Here is a 23,785-nt window from a genome sequence, read left to right on the forward strand (position 1 = left end):
TACCTCGTCAGCGGCAAGCGACCGAACGGGCGATTGAACGACGGTCTGCTCGGACCAATTGTCAATTAGTTGACAATAGATGACTCGCCATTGGTCAAGCTCATCCACCAGACGATGGCTCCAGCACGCCCGTTGACGTCAAGCGTGCTGTAGATCCGTTGAAGGTGGTTCTGCACCGTCTTGGGGGACAGTCCGAGCGACTCGGCGATCATCGCAGTGCTCGCTCCGGCGGCCACGAGCCGCAGCACCTCGATGCCGCGTTTGGTGAGCCCTGCTCGCAACGCGCGGGCGATGCGGGTGTTCGTGTGCTCCGCGGTGGCGGTTTCGTGCAACTCACCGCTGTGCGGAACACGCACCACGGCGTCCTCGCGCTTGGGCTCGAAACGCCTGTGCGCCAACTGTTCCACGAGTCGCGACGACAGGTCGTGCTCACGCATGCGCAGGAGATCGCGACCCTCTTGCAGCTCCCACAAGCGATACTGCTCCAACTGGAGTCGTGCGTGCCGCAACGCCCGTTCGAAGTCGCCAGATCGTTCGTACGCCTCACTCAGCTGTTGGTGTGCGTGCACCGCTACTTCCCGTGCCAGGCAGCTCATCGCGAGCTCGGCGGCCTGGGTCAGCTGGGAGATCTGGTCGGCGTACCGCTTGCGCGCCCCGCTCATCCGCGCCCGCGCCATCAGCGCCTCCGCCCGCGCCACCGGGCGGTTCCTTCCGGCAAGCAACTGGTCAGCGCGCTGCCAGCTGCGATGTGCGCGGTCAAGTTCACCCAGATCGATGCGCACGTGTGTCAGCAGGACGTTGACCATCGCCATCCGCACGGGGTCGCCGACCTGCTTCCACCGGTCGCGCACCTGTGCGCACAAGGCTTCCGCACGCCGAAGCTTGCGCACGCACGGTTCGCCGTCGAGGCTGCAGCGGCTCTCCTCGGTGCGGATCATGCAGTGCTCGTGGTACTGCATGCGCATCACTCGTGCCTGTTCGAACAGCACCGAGCCGATCAGCTCGTTGTCCCCGGTGAGCTCCGCCAGGCCGAGCGCTCTGGAGAACGAGTTGAAGCTGCGCTCGCGTGAGTCGAGCCGCAGTTCCACCACAGCACGGGAAAAGCTGCACCGCGCCTGCAGTCCGATGTGGCGGTTCGCCGCCGCGATCTCCTGCACCCTGTCGATGGTGTCGAGGGCGCTGGGCCACAGCCCGCGCTTGCCGAGCGCCACCGACTGCGTCAGCACGCCCTCGGCCACGCCCTCGACGTCGTCCAGCCAGGCGAACGCGGCCACGGACTTCTCGGCGAACTCCAGAGCTTCGCCTGGTCTGCCTTCGTCCAGAGCGATGCGTGCCTCGCGCAGGTTGTGCACGGCGTTGGACCGAGGATCCGTGGTCCGGCCGGGAACCGTCATGTGCTCAAGCCCCCTCTTCGGAGGCCGAGCCTACTGCTCTTCGCGCAGTTGGCGTTTCAACACTTTTCCGGCTGCGTTGCGCGGCAACTCGTCGAGGAAGAAAACATCCCGGGGTACGGAGAACCGTGCGAGATTTTCCCTCACGTGTTCACGTATGTGTTCGGCGGTCAGGGTTTTTGCGCCGACAACAAATGCGACGAGCCGTTGACCGAACTCGTCGTCCTCGACGCCGAGCACCGCGACCTCGGTGACGCCGTCCAGGTTCGAGAGTAGGTCCTCGACCTCGCGCGGGTAGACGTTCTCGCCGCCGGACACGATCATCTCGTCGTCGCGGCCGGCCACGAACAGTAGTCCGTTCTTGAGATAGCCGAGATCGCCGGTGGACATCAGGCCGTTCAACGACTCCTTGCTGGTGCCGTTGGTGTAACCGTCGAAGAGCATCTCGTTGCCGACGAAGATCCGCCCGGTCTGGCCTGGCGCGACGGGCTGGCCCTGATCGTCCACAATGGCCAGCCGGGTGCCGAGCGGCGGTTGTCCCGCCGTGCCGGGCTCCCTGAGCATCTCCTCCGGCGTCGCGATGCTCGCCCAGCTCACTTCCGTTGAGCCGTAGAGGTTGTAGAGCACCGGGCCGAACTCTTCGAGCGTGCGGGCGGCGACGCGCGGCGGCAGGGACGACCCGCTGGAGGCGATGATCCGCAGCTTCGGCCGGTGCGGGGTCTCCAGCATGCGTTGCAGCATCACGGGAACCACGAACATCGCGGTGCACTTCTCGGCGTCCTGCAACGTCTGCGCCGGGTCGAACTTCCGCCGCAGCACCAGGGTCGCGCCGAGCACGAGCCCGAGCTGGAACGCGGCGAGGCCCCAGGCGTGGAACAGCGGGGAGGTGATCGCGATGACGTCGCCGTGCTTGAGCGGGATGCGGGACAGCAGCGCGGCGGCGGGGGCGAGGCTCGCGGGTTCCGGCCGGCGCGCGCCCTTCGGGGTGCCGGTGGTGCCGGAGGTGAGGATGATCAGCCGGCCGCGCGGAGGCCTGCGGGGGAGCGGTTTGCGCGGCCCGTTGATGATCAGCGACTCGAGTTCGTCGCTGAAGTACGTGGGCACGTCCGGGAGCACGTCGGCGAACTCGCGGTCGGCGACGATCCTGTCGATCTTCTGGTCCTGCGCGACCTGGGCCAGTTGTCCTTTGCTCAGGCCGGTGTTGAGCAGGACGGCGTCGGCGCCGATCTTCGTGCAGGCCGTCATCGTCTCGATGAAGCCGCGGTGATTGCGGCACAGCAGGCCGACGCGTTCCTTGGCGCGGAAGGCATGCGCGAGCCGGCTGGTGCGCTCGTTCACTTCGGCGTACGTCAGCACGCCGTCGTCGTCGATGATCGCCGCACGGTCCGGGTGTCGTCCTGCGCCCGTTTGGTAGCCCCAGGCGAGCGTGATGTTCCAGTGCAGGTACCCGCGCACGGTGCCGGAGAGCCCTCGCGGGCCCAACGGCCGGATCACTCCGGCTTTGGCCAGGGTCAGCAGCACGCGGGTCAGCATGAAGCCCACTCTGCCATCTACCTACTTGCGAGTAGGTAACGCTGTGACGGCGGTCACATGTCGGTGTCGGACGCGGCGACGACGGCTTCCCTCAGTGCGGCCCGCAAGCGGCCGACCTCCAGCGGTGTCAGAACGGCGGCTTCGCCCGGTGGCACGTTGATCACGATGTGCCCCTGGCTGACGAACACCGTCAAGTCCCGTCGGCGCGAGGCGATGTCGCGGCAGCTCACCTGCCACTCCTCTTTGGCTCCCACGGGTTTCTTCCTCCAGCTCACTCGGCGCACCGGCCCGGTGTCCCGGTGCTCACGTCGTAGAGACGTGCGTCACCGGCGGTCATGACGAAGGTTTCGCGTTCTCCATCGGGCGACCGTGCCGAGCTGCGGATAGCGTCGCATGTGGGATGAGACTTGGTCACCTGGAGGGGTGAAAATGGCGGAACCGCAACGCATCGTGATCGTAGGGACGGGCCTCGCCGGTGCCTCCGCGGCGGGCGCGCTCCGAGACCGCGGCTACGGCGGCAGGATCACGATGTTCGGCACCGAGAACCGTCGACCTTACGAACTTCCCGCGCTGTCCAAGGACGTTCTGCTCGGCAAGGCGAGCGAACCCGCGTGGGTGCACGAGGCGAGCTTCTACGCCGACAACGAGATCGACCTCGAACTCGGCGTGTCCGTGCTGGAGCTGCGCCCCGGCGATCACTCGATCGTTGACTCCAATGGAGCAGTGCGTTCCTACGATCGGCTCTTGCTCGCGACGGGATCACGCCCACGCGTTCTGCCTGGCGCGCAAGGACATGTGCTGCGCACCCTGGACGACTCGCTGGCGCTCAAGTCCACGCTGCGCGAGGGCAAGCACGTCGTGATCGTCGGCGCCGGCTGGATCGGCTGCGAGGTGGCGTCCGCGGCCCGCACGCACGGCTGCCGCGTCACGGTGGTCGATCCGCTGGCCGAACCGCTGGTCCGGGTGCTGGGCACCGAGATGGGCGCGATGTTCCGCGGCCTGCACGAGGAACACGGCGTCGAGTTCAAGCTGGGCACCGGCGTCGCGAGCTTCTCGCCGTCGGGCGTGCGGCTCGACGACGGAACCGAGCTGCTGCCGGACGTGACCGTGCTGGCCGTCGGCGCGACCCCGCGCCTCGAGCTCGCCGAGGCCGCCGGCCTTTCGCTGACCGACGGCGGCGTGGCCGTCGACGCCGCGCTGCGCACGTCCGCCCCCGACGTCTTCGCGGCCGGCGACATCGCGGCGCACGACCACCCGCGCTACGGCCACCGCGTCCGAGTCGAGCACTGGGCGAACGCGAAGGACCAGGGCACGCACGTCGCGGGCTCGCTGATCGGGCTGGACGAGCCGTACCAGAAGTCGCCGTACTTCTTCACCGACCAGTACGACCTGGGCATGGAGTACCGCGGCCTGGCTGACCCGGACGACGAACTCGTTGTGCGCGGCGACGTGGACTCACGGCAGTTCATCGCGTTCTGGCTGCGCGACGGACGGCTGCGGGCGGCCATGAACGTCAACGTGTGGGACCACGGCACGGCACTGGGTGCGCTGGTGGACGCGCAGGCGACCGTGACTCCGGCGCAGCTGCGCGAAGCGGATCTGGGCTCTCTGTCCTAGATGCAGGAACCGTGCATGGGGCCCTCGCCGCGGGCGAGGTCGCTCAGCGCCTTGCGGATGACCGCCATCTCCTCGGCGGAGAAGCGGGCGTGGAAGCCGCGTTCGACCTCGGCGAGCGCGTCTCCCGCCTGCTTCTGCAGCTCCTGGCCCGCGTCGGTGATCACCGGCGTGCGCACCCTGCGGTCCTTCGGGTCGGGCACCCGCATGATCAGGCCGAGTCGCTCCAGCTTGTCGAGCTCGCTGGTCAGCGTGGTCTTGTCCAGGCCGAGCATCGCCCCGAGCTTCAGCTGGGTGCGCTGAACCTCTTCCTCGTTGGCGAGCGCCTGCAGGATCAGCTGGCCGCGCAGCGAGATGCCGAACTTCGCGATCTCGTCGGCGAAGGCAGCCCCGACCCGCTGGGTGGCGCGGTGCAGCAGCCAGTTGAAGTCCCACTTCTCCACGCAAGCGGATATCAGCTGCTGCTCCTCCATGTGTCCCATCCTACCTCCCAGAGGAGATGTTCTCGGCTCGGAACATCTTGACTCGGAAGTTCTTCGCTCGTATGTTCTTGGGTATGACTAACCTGCTGCACATCGACACGAGCATTCGGTACGAGGGCTCCGTGACTCGCGAGATCTCGAGTCAGTTCGCCGACGTCTGGCGAACCGTGAACCCCGGCGGTGGCTACGTCCACCGCGACCTGCACGCGTCGCCGATTCCGCATCACGACGGCACTGACCAGGGCATTTCGGCCGGCTTGATCGCCGAGGTCGATGCCGCTGACGTGATCCTCATCGGTGCGCCCATGTACAACTTCTCCATCCCGTCGACCCTGAAGGCCTGGATCGACCAGGTCGCCACCTCGGAGCACTTCGCCCGCGAGGACGGCACGTTCGCATGGGGCGGCAAGCGCGTTGTCGTCGTCACGGCTCGTGGCGGTTCGTACAAGCCGGGCACGCCGCGTGAGGGCTTCGACTTCCAGGAGCCGTACCTGCGCGCCGTGCTGTCGATGGTCGGGCTCGACCACGACCTGCAGTTCGTGCACGCCGAGCTGACGCTGGCGGACGTGGTGCCGCAGATGCACCAGTTCCGCGAGCTGGCGGTCGAGTCGCGGGCCGACGCGCACCGCGTGGTCAAGGAACTCGCCTCGGCCTAGTCTCGGGCACGTGATCGACAAGGTTGCGTGGCTGCACATCGAGAACGGACGGGTGCTCGTCGCCCGTTCCCACGGCAAGGACACGTTCTACCTGCCCGGTGGCAAGCGCGAACCGGGGGAGTCCGACGTTGAGACGCTCGTGCGCGAGATCCGCGAGGAGCTGTCCGTCGACGTCGCGGGCGCTGAGCTGATCGGCGTGTTCGAGGCTCAGGCGCACGGTCGTGCCGAGGGGGAGGCCGTGCGGATGACCTGCTACGCGGCGTCTTTCGCCGGGGAGTTGAAGCCGGCGAGCGAGATCGCCGAGCTGGCGTGGTTCACCGCCGCCGACGCGGATCGGGTCTCTCCGGTCACGCGGGTCATCTTCAGTCATCTGGAGTCGACCGGGCTGCTGGCCTAGTCTGGTAAGCGCTTTCCCAACCCTGTCCACCTACCGCCGCCACGCTGTAGGGAGTGACAAGCATGGGTTTTCGCAACAGATCAGTCGTGCTGGTGGCGGTGTGTGCGACCGTCGCCGGTGCGCTGGCCGGAACGACTCCCGCCGTCGCGGAGTCCGGAGAGTGGCGCGTTGCTGCGCCACCAAGAGAAGGACAAGCTGCCTCTCAATCCGTTGCACCAGAAGCACTTGTACGGCTCGACAAGGGGAGGTTGAGCCTTTCGGTCCGGCGCGGCGGCACCACGGTGCTGGAGCCGTCCGCGCTGGGTATTCGCACCGCTGACGCCGACCTGACCTCGGGGTTGAAGTTCGTCGGGTCGTCGTCGCGGCTCGTCCAGGACTCGTACACGACCGTGTCGGGCAAGAAGCGCGAGCACACTTACGTCGGTACCGAGACGACGTTCCACCTCCAGCGTTTGACCGCACGGCTGGACGTCGTCGTACGCACGTCGGCGGACGGCGTGGCGTACAAGTACGTGCTGCCGTCGGACAAGTGGGCGACGGTGCTCGGTGAGGCGTCCGAGTTCGCGGTGCCCTCTTCCGCCGACAATTTCCTGCTGCCGTACGACAACGGGCGCGGTGACTACGAATCCGCGCACGTTCGCACGGCCGAGAAGGGCGTCGAGTACGGCTATCCGGCGCTGTTCCACGTCGGTGACTCGTGGCTGCTGCTCGCCGAATCCGATCTCGACGGCCGCTACGGCGGTTCGCGGGTCGTCTACGACGGGTCTCGCTATCGGCTCGTGCTGCCTGATCCGGCCGAGACCTCCGCTGGTCCGCTGGCCACGCCGTGGCGTGTGCTGGGCGTCGGGTCGCTGGCCGAGGTCGTGGAGAGCTCGCTGATCACGTCACTGGCATCGCCGTCGAAGATCGCCGACACCTCGTGGATCAGGCCCGGCACCGCGGTCTGGTCGTGGTGGGGCGACGGCACGGGGAACCTGGCTCTGCAGAAGCAATACGCGGACTACGCGGCGAAGCAGGGCTACCGGTACAACCTCGTCGACTCCGGCTGGAGCGCCGACTGGATCCCCGAGCTGATCACGTACTCCAAGGCGCGCGGCGTCGAGACGTGGCTCTGGGTGCGGTGGCAGACCATCGACACCGACAGCGAACGCGAACGGCTCTTCGCCCAGTACCGCTCGTGGGGCGCGGCCGGGCTGAAGATCGACTTCGTGGAGTCCGACGGTCAGGACCGCATGCGCTGGTACGACGCCGTGTACGCGGCGGCCGCGAAGCACCGGTTGATGCTGAACTTCCACGGCGCGCCGATTCCGCGCGGCGTCGAACGCACCTGGCCGCACGTGCTGTCGGTCGAGGCGGTGAAGGGTGCGGAGGGCACGAAGCCGCGTCCGGGCCGCGAGCCGTTCCCGATCGAGCACTACCTGACGCTGCCGTTCACCAGGAACCTGACCGGCCCGATGGACTTCACGCCGGCGACGTTCTCCGGGGTGCGGCCGAACTCGGACGCGGCAGAGCTCGCGCTGGGCGTGCTGTACGAGTCCGGTGTCCAGCACTTCGCGGACAAGATCTCGAGCTACGCCGCGTATCCGCTGGCCGAGCAGTTCCTGCGCGCGGTTCCGGCCGCGTGGGACGAGACTCGGCTCGTGGCCGGTGATCCGGGCAAGCTCGCGGTACTGGCCAGGCGATCCGGCTCGACGTGGTTCCTCGGCGCCGGGGTGGCGGGTGATCCGCGTGACCTTTCGGTCGGAACGGGATTCCTCGGCTCCGGTTCATGGTTGGTTGAGCTGTACCACGACAGCCCGGCGGGCAAGATCACGTTCGACACCAAACGTGTCGCGGCGGGAGACTCCCTGACGGTGCCCGTGGCTCGCAACGGTGGATACGCGGCCCGGCTCTGCCAGGCGCCGCCGACCGCCACCACCTGCGGCTGATCACTCCATCTGGTCGGCCGCCCGCCACGCGGGGGTCCGGCGCGCAGTGAAGCGGCGCGTCCGGCCCCCGCGTGTCCACATCGCGGCCGCCGCGGTGAGCACGGCGATGATCACGTAGATCGCCCCGAAGCTGAGGTGCGCGACGAGAACGGCGCCCACCGCCAGTCCCAGCGGCACGGCGCCGAACACCAGGCTCATCGCGGTCGCGCTGACCCGTCCGAGCACGTCAGGCGGCGTGCGCTGCTGGACCAGCGTGGCGATCGCGACCACGGTCCAGGCGAGCCCGACGCCGTTCAGGAACCCGGAGACGAGCACCGTCGGCAGCCACGCGATCGTCCTGGCCAGCGCGGCCACTGCCATGAGCAGGAGACCGACCCTGATGTCGGCGCGTTTCCCGGTCAGGCCGGCGAGGACCGAGCCGGCGCCCTGAGCGGCGGCCAGCACGCCGAGCAGCTCCGGTCCGTGGTGCAGGCCCTTCTCCACGAGCTGGAACGCGGCGGCGGTGTTGAGCGAACTCGCGAACAACGCCGTCGCGGTGCCGGCGATCGGCCAGGTGAGCGCCTTGAGGTGAGGCCAGCTAGGTGACTCGCGGGGCGCGGGCGGCGGTTCGTCGAGTTTGATCATGCTGGTGGCCGCGGCGGCGAGCAGGAACGACAGCGCGTCGATCGCCACCACCGGCCACGCGCCGTACGTCGCGAACAGCGCGGCGCCCGCGAGTGGCGCCACGAGCTTCATGCCTTCCTGCAGCGACATGCGCAGGCCGTTGAACCTGGCGAGCTGATCGCGCGGCAGCATCGCCACGAGCAACGCCGGTTCCGCCGCGCTGACCAGCACGGCTTTCGTGCCGTAGAGCAGCAGGACCGCGAAGATCACCCACGGTTCGTCGGTGAGGAACAGCACCGCCAGCGCCGGGACGATCGCGACGTCGGTCCAGATCAGCAGCGGCTTCTTGCGGTAGGAGTCGGCGAACCAGCCGATCCACGGCGACAGCACACCCGGCGCGTACACGCACAGGACCGCGAGCGTCGCGAGGGAGTCGCTGCCGGTCAGCGACTTCATCCAGATCCCGGCGACCAGCATCATCGCGCTCGTCCCGAAGAACGACAGCACAAGGCCGCCGAAGTACCAGCGCACCAAGTCGCACCCCCAGATACGACGAAAGAGGAGAGCGCCGCTCTCCTCCCACTTCAACATATAGCGCACCGGGGGCCTTGCCACAAGACCCCCGGCATGCTTCATCATTTCCCGGCCAACGAGATCTACCTGGGGAAATGGGGAACACTCCATGATCGACGTCATCATCGCCGGCGGCGGACCGACCGGCATGATGCTGGCTGGCGAGCTGCGACTGCACGGTGTGCGGGTGGTGTTGCTGGAAAGGGACCTGGAGCCGACGAAGGTCGTCCGGGCACTCGGCCTGCACGCGCGCAGCATCGAGACCCTGGACCAACGCGGTATCGCCGACCGGTTTCTGACAGCCGGCACGACCCACCCGCTCGCCGGGTTCTTCGCGGGCATCGAGAGGTCCGCGCCCGAACGGCTGGACACCAAGTACCCGGTCGTCCTCGGCCTCCCGCAGCCGAACATCGAGCGCCTGCTCACCGAGCACGCCGTCGAGGCCGGTGCCGAGATCCGGCGCGGCTGCACGGTCACCGCCTTCACGCAGGACGACGAGGGCGTGACCGTCGAACTGTCCGACGGCACCTCGCTGCGGGCGAAGTACCTGGTCGGCTGCGACGGCGGCCGCAGCACCGTGCGGAAGCTGGCCGGCATCGACTTCCCCGGCGAGCCCACGCGGGTGGAGACGCTGCTGGGCGAGATGGAGGTCGACATGCCGTGGGAGGAGGCGATGCCGTTGATGCTCGAGGTCCGCAAGACGCAGAAGCGGTTCGGCATCGGCCCGATCGGCGGCGTCGGGACGTACCGCGTCATCGTGCCGGCGGAGGGCGTGAACGAGGACCGCGAGGTCATGCCCACGCTCGACGACTTCAAGCAGCAGCTGGTCCGGATCGCGGGCACCGACTTCGGCGTGCACACCCCGCGCTGGATGTCCCGCTTCGGCGACGCCACCCGCCAGGCCGAGCGCTACCGGTCCGGCCGCGTGTTCCTGGCGGGCGACGCGGCGCACATCCACCCGCCGACCGGTGGCCAGGGCCTCAACCTGGGCGTGCAGGACGCGTTCAACCTGGGCTGGAAGCTCGCCGCCGCTGTCCACGGCTGGGCCCCGGAGTCGTTGCTGGACACCTACGAGGCCGAACGGCACCCGGTGGCCGAGGAGGTGCTGAACAACACCCGCGCGCAGATCGAGCTGATGAAGGTCGAGCCGGGCCCGCAGTCGGTGCGGCGGCTGCTCACCGAGCTCGTGCAGTTCGACGAGGTCAACAGGTACCTGACCGAGAAGATCATCGCGGTCGCGGTCCGGTACGACCTCGGCTCCTCCGACGCACTGGTGGGCAAGCGGATCGGCGACCTCGCGCTCAAGCGCGGCGGGCTCTACGACCAGATGCACGCGGGCCGCGGGATCCTGCTCGACCAGACCGGCCAGTTGTCGGTGGACGGCTGGTCGGACCGGGTCGACCACCTGGTCGACGTGAGCGAGGAGCTGGACGCGCCCGCGCTGCTGGTGCGTCCGGACGGGCACGTGGCGTGGATCGGTGAGGACCAGGAGGCCCTGGAAGGGGAGCTCGCTCGCTGGTTCGGAGCCGCGGCTCGCTGAGCGCGGAGGGCATCTGCAAGTACCACCAACAGCGAGTTGGCGGTACTTGCAGATGCTCCAACACCCCAGGGCTGAGGTCACCCGTTCGGGGGCAGGGGGCGCGCTGTCACACTGTGCGGCGTGTCCGAGCCGACGACCGCGGTGCTCCTTCGAGCCGCCGAGCTCACCGCCTCGGGGAAACCGCGGCAGGCGATCGACCTGCTGCGGCCCCTGGTGGCGGCGAACCCTCGGCATGCCGAGGCGTGGTGCCGGCTCGCCGCTGCCCACCTCGACCTCGGTGAGGCGGACCAGGCGCTCGACTCGGCCAAGCGCGCGATGATCCTCGACGGCGAGCCCGCGTGGCCGCAGCGGCTGGCCGCGCTGGCGTTGAGCGACCTCGGCCGGCACCAGGAAGCCGCCGTCGCGGCGCGCGAGTCCGTGCGCCGCAAGCCCGGCGACTGGCGTTGCTACGTGGTGCTGGCCGAGGTGCTCGCCGACTCCCCGGACGGCGCGGTGGAGGCGTTCGACTCGGCGCTGCACGCCTCCCAGCTCGCGCCCACCGAGGCGCGGGCGTTCCAGGTGCTCGGCGACGCGGCCCTGCGCATGCGGGACTGGGGCACCGCCGAGCACGCGTACCGGGCGGCGATCAAGCTCGACCCGTCCGACGCGGACTCCAAGGCGAACCTCGCGACCGTGCAGCGGCGCCGATCGGCCAAGCCCGCGCCGGTGCAGTTGAACAAGCTGCAGGTGTGGCGTGCGCTGCGGATGCTCTCGTTGCTGCTGATCGGCGGCGGGCTGCTGGCGCTGGTCGCCGGGATGCCGCGGCCGACGCCCTACCTGGGCTTCTTCACCGGCGCGCTGGTGTTGTGCTGCGTGGTCGTGGCGTTGCGGCTGCGCCCGTTCAAGCTGCTGTTCGGCCTGCGCAAGCTCGCGGTGACGGTGTCGCTGCTCGCCGCCTCCGCGTTGATCCTGACCGGCTGGACCGTCGCGTTGCTCTTCGGGGCCACCACGATGCAGCCACTTGTGCTTTCCTGGTTGTGCGCTGTCGTGGGGGGAGCGCTCGTCTACGTCGGGGGAGGCAGGAAGCGGTGATGCGTCGCAACGCGGTCGCGCTCGCCTTCCTGCTGTTCCTCGGACAGCTGTTCATCGTCGCCGCGCCCGCCGAAGCGGCGCTCGGTGACGGTTCCGTCATCCGGCACGGCCACGACTTCGCGAACCTGCCGGTCACCACCCCCAAGCCGCACAACCTCCAGGCAGCCCAGGTGCCCCAGGCCCAGCTGCCGATGGACGTGCCGCCGGTCGCGAGGCCGACGCTGCCGACGCGGTTCGTCGTCGCGTTCGCCCAGCGCGTGCACCGCACTCCCGACGCCATCCGCTGGACCCCGCAGCGGGACCGCTCGCCGCCTTCCGGTCGCTGAATCCCGTTTCTCAGCAACCACTTTCCCGTCCCGGAAGGCTCACTCACCCATGTCGCGCGACAACGCGCGACGGGGTCTCCTCGTGCGCGGTCTCATAGCGCTCGGGGTCCTCGTCGCATCCGCTTTTCTGTTGCTCACCACCGATCCCCGCCTGGGCCTCGACCTGCGCGGCGGAACCCAGATCGTCCTCGAAGCCAAAGGCGACTCCGACGCCGCCGACCGTTCTCTCGAAGTGCTGCGCCGCCGAGTCGACGCGCTCGGCGTCGCCGAACCGGTGATCGCCCGCTCCGGCGAGAACCGCATCGTCGTCGAACTGCCCGGCGTGCAGGACCCGGAAGAGGCCGTGAAGGTCCTCGGCCGCACCGCGCAGCTGGTCGTCCAGCGCAACGGCCAGACCGTCATGACCGGCGAAGGCATCTCCGACGCGCAGTCCGTGCGCAATCAGCAGGGCGCTGGCTTCGTGGTCAACATCCAGTTCCAGGGCGACGCCCCGGCGAAGTGGCAGAAGGTCACCGGCGAGGCGGCCTGCGAACCGTCCGGCACCCCGGGCCGCCAGATCGCGTTCGTCCTGGACGGCAAGCCCATCTCGTCGCCGGAGGTCAGTCTCGACACGAACTGCGGCGCAGGTCAGGCGGGCGGCGCGACGACGATCACCGGCCGGTTCGCCGCCGAGGAGGCCAAGGAACTGGCCCTGGTGATCCGTTCCGGCGCCCTGCCCGTGCCGGTCGAGGTGATCGAACAGCGCACCGTCGGGGCGACCCTGGGTGCCGACGCGATCGAGGCCAGTGCGCAGGCCGCGATCATCGGCATCGCGCTGACCTCGTTGTTCCTGATCGTCGCCTACCGGCTCGCCGGTCTCCTGGCGGTGGTCGCTCTCGTCGGCTACGCGGGCGTCGCCTACGCGGGCCTGCTGGCGGTCGGCGCGACGCTGACGCTGCCCGGTCTGGCCGGTTTCGTGCTGGCGATCGGCATGGCGGTCGACGCGAACGTCCTGATCTTCGAACGGGCCCGCGAGGAATACGCCCGAAAACCAAACCTGCGCCGTGCCGCGGAGGGTGGTTTCCGCGGGGCGTTGAGCGCGATCGCTGACTCGAACGTCACCACCTTGCTGGCAGCGGGTCTGCTGTTCTGGCTGGCCACGGGGCCGGTGCGCGGGTTCGGCGTCACCTTGACGATCGGTGTGCTGGCGTCGATGTTCAGCGCTTTGGTGCTGTCGCGCGTGCTCGTCCTGTGGGTGCTCGGCACCCGGTTCGTGGCGAAGCGGCCTCGCCTGAGCGGCCTGCACACTCTCGGCTGGGTCCGGCAACGGCTGTCCGTCGTGCTGTACCGGCGGCCGTCCCGGTGGCTGATCAGCGCCGGCGTGCTGGTGCTGGTGGCGTTCGCCGGTCTGTTCGTGCGCGGCCTGAACCTGGGCGTCGAGTTCACCGGCGGCCGCATGCTCGACTTCACCGCGGGCGGTTCCGTCGACCCGGGCCGGGTGCGCACCGCGCTGTCCGACGCGGGCTTCCCGGACGTGGTCGTGTCCTCCTCCGGCAACGAGGTCTCACTGCGCACCGGCCCGATCGACGACGCCCAGTCGTCCCGCATCGGCGAGGTCGTGTCCTCGTCCGTGGACGGCGGCGCCCGCCAGTCCAGCAACGAGCTGATCGGCCCGTCGCTGTCGTCCGAACTGCGCCGCAACGCCGTGATCGGCCTGGCCATCGCCGTGATCGCCCAGCTCGGCTACCTGGCCGTGCGCTTCGACTGGCGCCTCGGCCTCGCCACCGTCGCCGCCCTGCTCAGCGACGTGCTGGTGCTGATCGGCATCTTCGCGTGGATGGGCAAGACGGCCGACGGCGTGTTCCTGGCAGCCCTGCTGACCGTGATCGGCTACTCGGTCAACGACTCGGTCGTCGTGTTCGACCGCCTGCGCGAGCTGCGCGGCTCCCGCCTGAAGGCGCCCTATCCGGACGTGGTCTCCGACGCGGTCGTGCAAACCGTGCCGCGCACCGTGAACACCGGCATCGGCGTGCTCTTCGTGTTGGCGGCACTGCTGGTCCTGGGCGACGGCTCGCTGGCCGACTTCGCGACGGCGTTGCTGATCGGCCTGATCGCCGGCACCGCGTCCACAGTGGTCACCGCCGCCCCGGTAGCGCTCTGGCTGGAGTCCCGCTGGCCACGCCGAGCAGTTTCGAAGAAGCGCCCGGCGGGGGCGCGGGCCTAACGTCCTTCGCATGATTACTCATGCGCACTCGGTCACCATCAACGTCCGCTCGCTCGACGAAGCGGTGTCGTTCTACGTGGACGTGCTGGGCTGGGAGAAGCGGCAGGACAGCAACGAGGCGGGCATGCGCTGGCTGACCGTCGCTCCTCCCGGCGCCGAGACCGCCTTCGCCCTGTCGCTGAACGACACGCCGAACGTGTCGTTCGCGATGGGCTGCGGCATCTCGCTGATCACCGACGACATCGACGGGGACGTGGCGTTGTTCGAGAAGAAGGGGGTGCGGGTCAAGTCGGCGCCGGAGACCATGCCGTGGGGTGATCGGGCCACCTGGTTCAGCGACCCGTTCGGCAACGAGTTCTTCCTCGTACAGCTCGCTTCGTAGCAAGCTAGGCGGCATGACCTCATTCGCCGCGTACCAGAACGAGATTTACCTGCAGGGGCTCGGCGGCGCGGTGCCGCCGTTCACCACCGATCCGAACGCGCTGGAGCAGTCCGCGCGCGACAGGCTGGGGCCGGGGCCGTTCTGGTACGTGGCGGGAGGTGCCGGCTCTGGTGCCACGGTGCGGGCGAACCGGGACGCGTTCGAGCGCGTGCGGATCGTGCCGCGGATGCTGACCAACGCGACCGAGCGGCACCTCGGGGTCACCGTGCTGGGTACCGAGTTGCCGGCGCCGGTGATGCTCGCACCTGTTGGCGTGCAGTCGATTCTGCATCCGGACGGCGAGCTGGCCACCGCGCGGGCGGCGGCAGAGCTGGGGGTGCCGATGGTGTTGTCGACGGCGTCCTCGCACACCATCGAGGAGGTCGCGGAGGCGTCCGGTGACGGGCCGCGCTGGTACCAGCTGTACTGGCCGAACGATCCGGATGTGTGCGCCTCGCTGTTGGAGCGGGCGAAGAAGGCCGGGTACACGGCGTTGGTCGTCACGCTCGACACGTGGACTCTGGCGTGGCGGCCGCACGACCTGGACCAGGCTTACCTGCCGTTCCTGCGTGGCGTGGGCACGGCGATTCCTTTCAGCGACCCGGTTTTCCGCGCTGGGCTGCAGAAGTCGCCCGAGGAGGATCTGCCGATGGCGATCCTGCGGTGGGTGCAGCTGTTCACCGGCACCGACAAGTCGTGGGACCAGCTGGCGTTCCTGCGCGAGCACTGGGACGGGCCGATCGTCCTGAAAGGAATCCAGCACGCGGACGACGCGCGCAAGGCCGTCGAGTTCGGAATGGACGGAATCATCGTGTCCAACCACGGCGGGCGTCAGGTCGACGGCGCGGTGGGATCGCTGGAGGCGTTGCCGTCGATCGTCGAGGCGGTGGGGGAGCAGGTCGACGTGCTGTTCGACTCCGGGATCCGGACCGGCGCGGACATCGTGAAGGCACTGGCACTGGGCGCGAAGGCCGTGATGGTCGGCCGGCCGTTCGCGTACGGGCTGGCGCACGGCGGTCAGGTCGGCGTGCGGCATGTGTTGCGCAGCCTGCTCGCGGACTTCGACCTCACGCTCGGGCTGTCGGGTCACCGCAGCCCTGCCGACCTGGGCCCGGACGCGCTGCGGTTCGGCTGAGCCTGCAGAAACGACTTCGGCCGGGTCGCAGCTGCGACCCGGCCGACGTGTCCAGGACTGTCCTTACGGCATCGTGGCCGTCATGCGGGCCAGCGTGCCGAAGTCGGCCGGCTGCACCCGCAGCCAGCCCTCGCTCTTGGCCGCGAGGTACCGCCCGCTCGGCGTGTCGATGTACGTGAGCGGCGCGACGCAACGCTGCTTGCGCCCCAGGTGATCGCGCTTGGCCGAGTAGACCTGGCCGCCGCCGGTGCGCGGCTGGCCCATGATCTCCCTGAGCTGCGCGACCAGCTGGTCGTTCGGCGTGCTGGTCGGCCGGCTCTGCTGCATGAACGAGCCGGTGTCCTCGTACGACGGCTGCCGCTTCTGCTTCAGCGCGTCCTCCGGCAGCGTGATCGGGCTGCCCTTGCCCGCCGGCGTCGGCGGCAGCGCGCCCACCAGTGCCTGCGGTGCCTCGTCCGGACGCACCGGTTCGAGCACGAACTGCTGATCCGGCGTCAGCACGATCCGCAGCGCGTCCTGGCCGTTCGTCACGACCAGTGCGCTCTGCTGCGGGCCGTCCTTCAGGCTGAAAAACGCCCAGTACTCAACGCCTGCCTCGACCACGAGCCGCAACGCGTTGGCCAGGTCCGGGTGGACCTGGTTGCCGCGTGCGAGCCCGTACTGCTCGAGCTGCGTCCAGGCCGACCGCTGCAGCCGTTCGAGCTCGCTCAGGTCGCCCGATTCGAGGAGGTCCTCGTCGAAGTCGATCTGGGTGAGCAGCGCACGGTGCATTGATGGCAGACCTGCGGCCTGCCACGCCTGGTAGAGCGCTGTGACAGGGATAGCGACCCTGCTCCGCAGCACGATTCCCCTTACCCGCCGATGACCGGCGGGGCCACCATCGTTCCGTCGCCGAAGATGTCCTCGGTCTCCTGCAGGTAGGACGCGGACTTGTGTTCCTTGTCCTCGTCCCCCTCGCCCTTGCCAGCACCGGCACCCATACCGCCGGCACCCATGCCCGCCGCGCCACCGCGACCGGCCGCACCCGCGGCACCACCGGTAGGCCCGAAGCCACCAGCGCCACCACGTCCCTCACCGGCAACACCGGACGCGCCACCGAAGCCGCTACCGCTGCCCATGGCACCAGGACCACCGATGCCACCGGCACCACGAGCTGCCGCGGCACCACCAAGGCCACCGCCGCCGCCACCACGACCGCCGCCGGCACCGCCACCACCGCCGCCGGGCCCACCGGTCCCACGACCGCCGGGTCCGTTGGGACCACCGGGACGGTTGCGCGGGTCGTTGGGACCGCCAGGACGGTTCCGGGGGTCGTTCGGGTCGTTGGGGTTCCAACGGCCGCCGGGCGGGATGTTGGGGTCACCGCCGGGCGGTGGCCGGTTGCGCCAGTCGTCGTTGGGAGGCGGCGGCGGGCTCGGCGGGAACTTCGGGTCGTTGACGCCGGACGTGTTGGTGTCGTCGCCGGGCGGCTTCCACCCGGACACGCTGGTGTCGTCGTCACCGCCGGTGAGATTGCGCTGGTCACCGTCACCGTCACCGCCGGGCGGGTCGCCGCCGCCGGGCTTGTGCGGAAGCGGCTTGACGGGGCCGATGGGCGGGTCCCCGCCGTTCTCCTCGATGGTGACGTGGCCGCCGTCCGGCGCGATGAACGTCGGCATGTTGTTCGCGCTCGCCGTGACGGTCTCGCCGTACTGGGTGAACGCCCGCATGTTCGCTTCGCTGACCTGCTGGTTCTTCTCGACGGCCTCGTCGTAGTCGGTCTCCCAGAACGCGAGGTCGTTGAGGAACGGCTTGTCCGGAACCGACGGAGGGTTCGACATCGCGTGCTTGGCGTTGACGAACGCCTCGCCCACTTGGTCGGACGTCGTGGCCGCCGAGGTCGCGGACTCACCCGTCACGTCCGCCCAGGTAGCGAGCGGTGAGGTGCCGCTGCGAGCGGCGTCGCCCGCCTGGCCTTCCCACGCCGCGCCGGAGTCGCGCACGGCCTTGTTGATCAGCGTGGCGACGTCGGTGTGGCCGTCCGACAGGCCACGCCAGCCCTCCGCGGTCGGTGTCGTGCTCTGGCTCGGGCCCTTGCCCTTCTCGAACCACTTGTAGATCGTTTCGCCGCCCGCGAAGGGCAGCATCAAGAACCCGCCGATGTTCGGCTCATCCCCAGCCATGTCTGCTACCCCTTCAATGTCTCGACGACGAGCTTCGCGAATTCCTCTGACGCGGTGCAGGGCTTCTTGGTCGCCCGCTCCGCGGAGGCGACGCTCACCGAGGAGGTGACCGAGTCGGTGTCGGACACCTGGATGATCGTGCGGCAGTCGATGGACGCATCAGTGGCGTCGTACGTGATGAAACGAATGCCGTCGACCTTGTGGTCCGTGAAGACCCCGCTGTCCTTGACGTTGGCCACCATCTCGTCCACCGGCTTGTCAGCCGTCACGGCGACCCTGTAAGTGGAGTTCTTGATGACGTCCTGCCCCTTCCAGGCGCACTGCTGGCCGATCGGGGTGCTGGTGGTCTCCGGCGCACGGACGCTTCCGAGCTTGGCCAGCTGAGCAGCTGTGACAACGTCGCACGGCTTGTCGACGAACTTGGCGATGCTGAGTCCAGAGGACGAGTCGCTGCTCGTGGGCGAGCTGCTCGTCTGGTCTCCGGTGCCTGGAGCCGTCGTGTTGGCGTTTCCGCCGGTCTTCTCCGAGCATCCGGCGAGGACACCGACGGCGATCACGGCGGTCAACAGGGCGGTCATGCGCTTCAAGGTCGTGTCAGCCCTTCAGTGCGGTCTGCGCCGCCTCGTCGGTGCCCCGGTATTCAGCCAGAGCCTTCTCGATGTTCGAGATCGTCTGCTCGAGCGCTTTCCGTGCGGCGTCGTTGGCCCAGATGTAGCCACCGGGGTCTTCACCTGCCGCTTTGCGCATCGCAAGGGTGGCCAAGCCGCTGTAGGGATCGGGTCCGGGTGAACCTGACTGCTTGAGGTTCGCGGCTGCGTTCTTGAGTTCGTTCAGGTGCTCGACAGCGGCCTTCAGGCCGTCGATCATCTTCTGCGCCTGACTCGGCTCGACGGCGAACCGCGTCACCCCGCTACCGGCCGCGCCCAACGCCGCGCCGGCCGCAGCGCCAGCCGCCGCGCCGGTCTTGATCGGCACGAGTGCGTCGAACATCAGCATCTCAGCCAGCTCCCCTCAGAACTCCACACCCCTGTTAGAGGATATTCGCATAAGACCGGTTCCATGCGTGGGTGAACGAGTGACGCCGACCAGGTCACATGGCCGTTTCGTTCAAGACCCGGACGGACCGACGGCCTACGTTCGAGGGCATGATCGAACGAGCGAGGAACTTCATCTGGCACAACGCCCGCACGCTGGAACAACGCTGGTTCGAGCACGCCTTCGACGGCGGTGAGGCAAAAGCCGTCGTCCAGGCCGTGCTGGCCTACCGCAACGACGACGGTGGTTACGGGTACGCCCTCGAGCCAGACCACCGCGGTCCCACCAGCCAGCCGTTGCACGCCTTGCGCGCTCTCCAGCTGTTCGGCGAGGTCAACGCCCCCGAACATGCCGAATCGATCCTGACGTGGCTCGAGAACACCTGTCCCGACGGGAGCGTCCCGTTCGGCATGTCCACCTCGAAGGACCACCCGAAGGCGCCGTGGGTCGCCGCCGACGACCAGGGCGGACTGCTACTGACGGCCCAGATCGCCGCCGCGCTGCACGCCCTTCAGATCACGCACCCGTGGCTCGACAAGGCCACCGACTACAGCTGGCAGGAGATCGAGAAGCTGGAGCAGACCCATCCGTACGAGCTGCGGGCGGTGGCGATGTTCCTGGACGAGGTGCCCGACCGGTCCCGCGCGGAACTGGCCGCCGAAAAGCTCAAGCACCTCAAGCCGAGCACCGAGGGGTATGCGGACGGCGAACGACTGGAGCTGCACCAGTACGCGCAGAAACCCACCAGCCTCGCCAGGAACTGGTTCACCGACGAGGAATTCAGCAAGGATCTCGACGAACTGGAGAACGGCCAGCAGGAAGACGGCGGCTGGAACTTCGGCTTCCCCGCCTTCACGCCGATCACCCACTTCGAATGGCGCTCGATCGCCACGATCGACGCGCTGCTGACGCTGCGGCGCTACGGCCGGATCAGCTGACCCAACGGCACGCCGGCCAGCGCACGGACCTCGCGGGCCAGGTGCGCCTGGTCCGCGTAGCCGGCTTCCACGGCAACTGAGGCGAACGGCAGACCGTCCCACGCCAGGCGCACAGCCGAATCGAACCGCAACACCCGCTGCAGCACCTTGGGCGGATACCCGAACGCGTCCAGGCACCGGCGCCGCAGCTGACGAGCGCTCAGCCCGATCTCCCACGCCGCCGAACCCACGTCGGACGACCGCAGCAGCGAAGCCGTCGCCGCCAGAGCCGGATCGACGACCACCCGCGAAGCGCAGAACGACACCATGTCCGAGAACGATGAAAGCCGAGCCGACGGCACCAGCTCGGACAACGCCACCCGCTGGTCCCGGACGGCATGCGCGGGCACCCCGAACACCGACGGAAACGCCCCCGGCGGCAACCGCACGCCGTACAACGTCCCCGGCGCCATCACCGCCAGCTGAGCCTGCGTGTCCGGCCCTGCGACGAACAGCGAACCGGTCGCGGGCGACCACATCAGATCGGTGCACCCGTCCGGCACCACGCGCTGCACGGTCGAGGACGAGACCGTGCGCGTCCAGAGGCAAGCCAGGCCCGCGGGAGCAGGACGTTCGGCGTACACGGGTCCATTGTCCCAGACCGGCACGAAAACCGGTCACCAGATCATTCCCGCTAGTGGTACGCACGAACAAAACACCCGTCGCCACACCACATAGGAGATGCCCACAGCAAAGGACAACTTCATGCGAGGCAAACCCCTGCACAAAGCCTTGATCGCGGCGGCACTGATCGCGGCGACGTTCACCACCCCTGCCGCGAGCGCCGCACCGCCGACGTTCACGCATCCCGGCGTGCTCGTCAGCAAAGGTCAGCTCGACGTCATGCGCACCCGCGTCAACGCCGGCACCCAGCCGCAGAAACGCGCGTACGACTCGATGATGGGCTCCCGGTACGCGTCCCTGTCGTACACCCCGCACCCCCGCGCGGTCGTCGATTGCGGTCCGGGATCCAAGCCCAACAACGGTTGTACGGACGAACGTGAAGACGCCATCGCCGCGTACACCCACGCGCTGGCCTGGTACGTCACGCGCGATGCCAGGCACGCCACCAAGTCCATCCAGATCATGGACGCGTGGTCCGCCACGATCCGCGACCACACCAGCGACAACGCCCACCTCCAGACCGCGTGGTCGGCGTCGACCTGGCCACGCGCCGCGGAGATCATCAAGCACGTGTACGGAACCTGGCCCAACTCAGGCAGGTTCGGCACGATGCTGCGCAACGTCTACTACAGCGAGATCCAGGGCAGCGATCCCCGCACGGGCAACTGGGAGCTCAGCATCACCGAGGCGATCGTCGGCATCGGGGTGTTCCTGGACGACAAGGCCATCTACGACCGCGGTGTTTCGCTGTACCGGGCGAGGGTTCCCGCGTTCATCTACCTCACCTCCGACGGCTCGCTGCCGAAGACCGTGCCCAGCAACAACCTCAACACCCGCGAGAAGATCATCGGCTTCTGGCACAACCAGTCGACGTTCGTGAACGGCCTCACCCAGGAGACCTGCCGCGACTTCGTCCACACGGGATACGGCCTGTCCGCGATCTCGCACGTGGCCGAGACGTCACGGATCCAGGGCGTCGACCTCTACCCGGAGGTGGGCACGCGACTGCGTGAGGCGCTGGGCTTCCAGACGACCTACGAGCTGACCGGGCCGCCGTCCTGGCTGTGCGGCGGAACGGTCAAGCGCGGCCTGGGACCGATCACCGAGGTCGGCTACAACGCCCTGCACAACAGGCTCGGCAACCCCATGCCCAACACCGAGACGTGGACGACCCAACGCCGTCCGCACGGCACCAACAACCTGTTCGTGTCCTGGGAGACGCTCACCCACGGTGACAACCCGGCATAGATCCACACCTTCGTGGCAGGATGATCAACGACATCGACTGGGAGGAATGTCAATGCAACGAATCCTGACCACGGCCGCTGCTGCTTCGATGGCGTTGGGCGTGATCCTCGCCGGCGCGGGCACGGCGTCCGCGCAGGAGCCCTATGAGAAGCACCCGACGAAGTCCGCCTGTGAGACGGCGGGTTTCCAGTACTACGCGTCCGGCAAGACGGTTCGCTGGGACTGCACCGGGCCGCACGCTTCCAGCCCGGCCGGCAAGAAGTACTGGCTCTACCTGCTCCCCAGGTGAAACGACGGAAGCCCTGCTCCTCGTGCTGAGGAGCAGGGCTTCCGCGTGCTGGTGGACGATACTGGGATTGAACCAGTGACCCCTACCGTGTCAAGGTAGTGCTCTCCCGCTGAGCTAATCATCCGTGTCGTGCGGATGACATTCTAGCGGACGAATCCACCTGGGCGCGCACCTGGGTCAGGTTCCGAACTTCACCCAGTTCACGCTGACGTACGGCGCGGGCTGACCCGACGTGAACGTCACGTACACGTCGTGCACCCCGCTGACATTGGAGATGTTGGCGGGAACGGTTCTCCACGCGTCCCATCCACCCGTGTTGCCGACCGCGAACGAACCGACCGGAGCCGCTGTCCGCGATCCGATCCGCACCTCGACCAGCCCGCTCACCCCGCCGCCGGCACCCGACGCCACGCGGGCGTAGAACTGCCGGGCCGGGCCGGAGCCGAAGTCGACGCCGGAGAACTTCAGGTAACCGCCGTTCGCGATCTGGTGCACGCCCGAGCCGCCGTCACCCGGTGCCACCGAACCGCCTGAACGCTCGGCCGCGCTTTCGGCCTGCATCTCGCTGTACGCCGACCCACCACCACCGGGCGGGTTCGTGGTCGTCGTCGTGGTGGTCGGGGGAGTGGTGGGACCACCGCCAGCCGAGTAGACGGCCACGTAGTCCACGACCATCGAGTGCCCGGACTGGGTGGCCGCGACAGGGGTCGGCTGGTTGTTGTTCAGCGCGTTCGGGAACGCGCCGCCCATCGCGAGGTTGAGCAGGACGAAGTACCCCGCGTGCGACGTCATCTGGTTCCAGACGTTCGTACCGACGCGAGCCTGGGTGACCTGGTGGTACGACTGGCCGTCGACGAACCAGGTGAACGTCTTCGCGGCGTCGTCCCACTCGAAGCGGTACGTGTGGAACGCGGACTGGCAGGACGCGCCGGGGCACGCCCGCGAGTTGCCGATGCCGGTGAACTCGCCGCAGGCACCGCCGGGAGCGACGTCGCAGTGCAGCACGCCCCACACGGAGTTGATGCCGTTGACGTTCTCCATGATGTCGAACTCGCCGATGCCCGGCCAGTTCCAGTAGTTGCCGCGGAACGGCGAGCCGAGCGCCCAGAACGCGGGCCAGTAGCCCAGCGCCGCCTGTCCGGTGACGTTCGGCATCTGGATGCGGCCCTCGATGGCGAGCTTGCCGCCCGGCGCCGGTTTGAAGTTCGAGCGCTGGGTCTCGATGCGCGACGACGTCCAGTTGCCCGCGCCGTCCTTCAACGCGGTGATGCGCAGGTTGCCGGCGCCGTCGAGTTTGATGTTCTGCGTGCTGTTCGTGTAGTTCTGGATCTCGCCCGTACCCCAGTTGGCAGGGCCGCCGGGGTAGGCGTGACCGAGGTCGAAGATCCAGTTGGAGCTGGACGGCAGCGATCCGTTCGAACCGTTGAAGTCGTCACCCCACACCTGCGTCCATCCCGCCGCAGGGGGTGGGATCGAAGCGTTGGCGGACATGGCGGCGATCGCCAGGGGTACCGCGGCAACAAGAGCTGTGGTGGCCGCGAGAACGCGGCGGCGTTGCCTCATGCGCGAGTGACCTC

General features: G+C 68.5%; 24 protein-coding genes and 1 tRNA gene. 13 read left to right on the top strand and 12 right to left on the bottom strand.

What is annotated here, in order from left to right; genetic code table 11:
• Window positions 1–65: 65 nt before the first annotated feature.
• Genes ACWGE0_RS40400 through ACWGE0_RS40410 form a run of 3 tightly spaced genes read right to left on the bottom strand, consistent with a single transcriptional unit; the run spans window position 66 to window position 3,178 of the window.
• Window positions 66–1,394 carry a response regulator transcription factor gene (locus ACWGE0_RS40400; protein ID WP_452266161.1) on the bottom strand — a complete coding sequence of 443 codons (1,329 nt, stop codon included), beginning with the start codon at window positions 1,392–1,394 and terminating at the stop codon, window positions 66–68.
• 30 nt (window positions 1,395–1,424) lie between these two features.
• On the bottom strand, window positions 1,425–2,924 hold the full coding sequence (locus ACWGE0_RS40405; protein ID WP_452266162.1) for an AMP-binding protein: 1,500 nt from the start codon (window positions 2,922–2,924) through the stop codon (window positions 1,425–1,427).
• 53 nt (window positions 2,925–2,977) lie between these two features.
• Window positions 2,978–3,178: a hypothetical protein gene (locus tag ACWGE0_RS40410; protein WP_452266163.1), complete on the bottom strand. Its 201-nt coding sequence runs from the start codon at window positions 3,176–3,178 to the stop codon at window positions 2,978–2,980.
• Between the two features lie 175 nt (window positions 3,179–3,353).
• Between ACWGE0_RS40410 and ACWGE0_RS40415 the strand changes: the two genes are divergently transcribed.
• Entirely contained in the window at window positions 3,354–4,541 is a 1,188-nt protein-coding gene (locus tag ACWGE0_RS40415; protein WP_452266164.1) for an NAD(P)/FAD-dependent oxidoreductase, read from the top strand.
• On the opposite strand, the gene ACWGE0_RS40420 is transcribed toward ACWGE0_RS40415, so the two are convergent.
• Entirely contained in the window at window positions 4,538–5,011 is a 474-nt protein-coding gene (locus tag ACWGE0_RS40420; protein WP_452266165.1) for a MarR family winged helix-turn-helix transcriptional regulator, read from the bottom strand. The genes ACWGE0_RS40415 and ACWGE0_RS40420 overlap by 4 nt on opposite strands.
• An 83-nt stretch (window positions 5,012–5,094) precedes the next feature.
• Between ACWGE0_RS40420 and ACWGE0_RS40425 the strand changes: the two genes are divergently transcribed.
• From ACWGE0_RS40425 to ACWGE0_RS40435, 3 genes are all read left to right on the top strand, one after another.
• The gene (locus ACWGE0_RS40425; protein ID WP_452266166.1) at window positions 5,095–5,676 is read left to right on the top strand and encodes an FMN-dependent NADH-azoreductase; all 582 of its coding nucleotides are present in this window, start codon (window positions 5,095–5,097) and stop codon (window positions 5,674–5,676) included.
• Between the two features lie 10 nt (window positions 5,677–5,686).
• Entirely contained in the window at window positions 5,687–6,073 is a 387-nt protein-coding gene (locus tag ACWGE0_RS40430; RefSeq protein WP_452266167.1) for an NUDIX hydrolase, read from the top strand.
• 62 nt (window positions 6,074–6,135) lie between these two features.
• Entirely contained in the window at window positions 6,136–8,001 is a 1,866-nt protein-coding gene (locus ACWGE0_RS40435; RefSeq protein ID WP_452266168.1) for a glycoside hydrolase family 97 catalytic domain-containing protein, read from the top strand.
• Here the strand turns inward: ACWGE0_RS40435 and ACWGE0_RS40440 are convergent, their stop codons facing one another.
• A complete protein-coding gene (locus ACWGE0_RS40440; protein WP_452266169.1) occupies window positions 8,002–9,135 on the bottom strand; it encodes an MFS transporter in 1,134 nt (377 codons plus the stop codon). It abuts the gene before it with no gap.
• Window positions 9,136–9,286: 151 nt separating this feature from the next.
• Between ACWGE0_RS40440 and rox the strand changes: the two genes are divergently transcribed.
• From rox to ACWGE0_RS40470, 6 genes are all read left to right on the top strand, one after another.
• Entirely contained in the window at window positions 9,287–10,717 is a 1,431-nt protein-coding gene (gene rox, locus ACWGE0_RS40445) for a rifampin monooxygenase (protein ID WP_452266170.1), read from the top strand.
• 120 nt (window positions 10,718–10,837) lie between these two features.
• A complete protein-coding gene (locus tag ACWGE0_RS40450; RefSeq protein ID WP_452266171.1) occupies window positions 10,838–11,788 on the top strand; it encodes a tetratricopeptide repeat protein in 951 nt (316 codons plus the stop codon).
• Entirely contained in the window at window positions 11,788–12,114 is a 327-nt protein-coding gene (locus ACWGE0_RS40455; RefSeq protein ID WP_452266172.1) for a hypothetical protein, read from the top strand. The genes ACWGE0_RS40450 and ACWGE0_RS40455 overlap by 1 nt, the downstream gene beginning before the upstream one ends.
• Window positions 12,115–12,163: 49 nt before the next feature.
• Window positions 12,164–14,317, top strand: a complete 2,154-nt coding sequence (gene secD / locus ACWGE0_RS40460; protein ID WP_452266173.1) for a protein translocase subunit SecD — start codon at window positions 12,164–12,166, stop codon at window positions 14,315–14,317.
• 10 nt (window positions 14,318–14,327) lie between these two features.
• Complete coding sequence (locus ACWGE0_RS40465; RefSeq protein WP_452266174.1) at window positions 14,328–14,699, top strand: VOC family protein; 372 nt, start codon at window positions 14,328–14,330, stop codon at window positions 14,697–14,699.
• Between the two features lie 13 nt (window positions 14,700–14,712).
• On the top strand, window positions 14,713–15,873 hold the full coding sequence (locus tag ACWGE0_RS40470; RefSeq protein ID WP_452266175.1) for a lactate 2-monooxygenase: 1,161 nt from the start codon (window positions 14,713–14,715) through the stop codon (window positions 15,871–15,873).
• Window positions 15,874–15,936: 63 nt separating this feature from the next.
• On the opposite strand, the gene ACWGE0_RS40475 is transcribed toward ACWGE0_RS40470, so the two are convergent.
• Genes ACWGE0_RS40475 through ACWGE0_RS40490 form a run of 4 tightly spaced genes read right to left on the bottom strand, consistent with a single transcriptional unit; the run spans window position 15,937 to window position 19,031 of the window.
• On the bottom strand, window positions 15,937–16,716 hold the full coding sequence (locus ACWGE0_RS40475) for an ESX secretion-associated protein EspG (RefSeq protein ID WP_452266176.1): 780 nt from the start codon (window positions 16,714–16,716) through the stop codon (window positions 15,937–15,939).
• An 8-nt stretch (window positions 16,717–16,724) separates the two neighbouring features.
• Complete coding sequence (locus ACWGE0_RS40480) at window positions 16,725–18,035, bottom strand: PPE domain-containing protein (RefSeq protein WP_452266177.1); 1,311 nt, start codon at window positions 18,033–18,035, stop codon at window positions 16,725–16,727.
• Between the two features lie 5 nt (window positions 18,036–18,040).
• Window positions 18,041–18,613: a DUF3558 family protein gene (locus ACWGE0_RS40485; protein WP_452266178.1), complete on the bottom strand. Its 573-nt coding sequence runs from the start codon at window positions 18,611–18,613 to the stop codon at window positions 18,041–18,043.
• A gap of 16 nt (window positions 18,614–18,629) precedes the next feature.
• Window positions 18,630–19,031 (bottom strand): hypothetical protein, encoded by a 402-nt coding sequence (locus tag ACWGE0_RS40490; RefSeq protein ID WP_452266179.1) that lies wholly within the window; start codon window positions 19,029–19,031, stop codon window positions 18,630–18,632.
• Between the two features lie 149 nt (window positions 19,032–19,180).
• On the opposite strand from ACWGE0_RS40490, the gene ACWGE0_RS40495 reads away from it, so the two are divergent.
• Window positions 19,181–20,008: a hypothetical protein gene (locus ACWGE0_RS40495; protein WP_452266180.1), complete on the top strand. Its 828-nt coding sequence runs from the start codon at window positions 19,181–19,183 to the stop codon at window positions 20,006–20,008.
• On the opposite strand, the gene ACWGE0_RS40500 is transcribed toward ACWGE0_RS40495, so the two are convergent.
• On the bottom strand, window positions 19,990–20,631 hold the full coding sequence (locus tag ACWGE0_RS40500; protein ID WP_452266181.1) for a DUF6597 domain-containing transcriptional factor: 642 nt from the start codon (window positions 20,629–20,631) through the stop codon (window positions 19,990–19,992). The two genes, ACWGE0_RS40495 and ACWGE0_RS40500, sit on opposite strands and share 19 nt — an antisense overlap.
• A 121-nt stretch (window positions 20,632–20,752) precedes the next feature.
• Between ACWGE0_RS40500 and ACWGE0_RS40505 the strand changes: the two genes are divergently transcribed.
• Window positions 20,753–21,919, top strand: coding sequence for an alginate lyase family protein (locus ACWGE0_RS40505; RefSeq protein ID WP_452266182.1), 1,167 nt, complete (start codon window positions 20,753–20,755; stop codon window positions 21,917–21,919).
• 52 nt (window positions 21,920–21,971) lie between these two features.
• Window positions 21,972–22,208 (top strand): hypothetical protein, encoded by a 237-nt coding sequence (locus tag ACWGE0_RS40510; protein WP_452266183.1) that lies wholly within the window; start codon window positions 21,972–21,974, stop codon window positions 22,206–22,208.
• A gap of 49 nt (window positions 22,209–22,257) precedes the next feature.
• On the opposite strand, the gene ACWGE0_RS40515 is transcribed toward ACWGE0_RS40510, so the two are convergent.
• Together ACWGE0_RS40515 and ACWGE0_RS40520 are read right to left on the bottom strand one after the other, a co-directional pair.
• Window positions 22,258–22,332: transfer RNA gene (locus tag ACWGE0_RS40515), tRNA-Val, on the bottom strand.
• A 53-nt stretch (window positions 22,333–22,385) separates the two neighbouring features.
• Complete coding sequence (locus ACWGE0_RS40520; protein ID WP_452266184.1) at window positions 22,386–23,771, bottom strand: carbohydrate-binding protein; 1,386 nt, start codon at window positions 23,769–23,771, stop codon at window positions 22,386–22,388.
• Between the last annotated feature and the right edge of the window lie 14 nt (window positions 23,772–23,785).

The organism is Lentzea sp. NPDC054927, assembly GCF_053610285.1.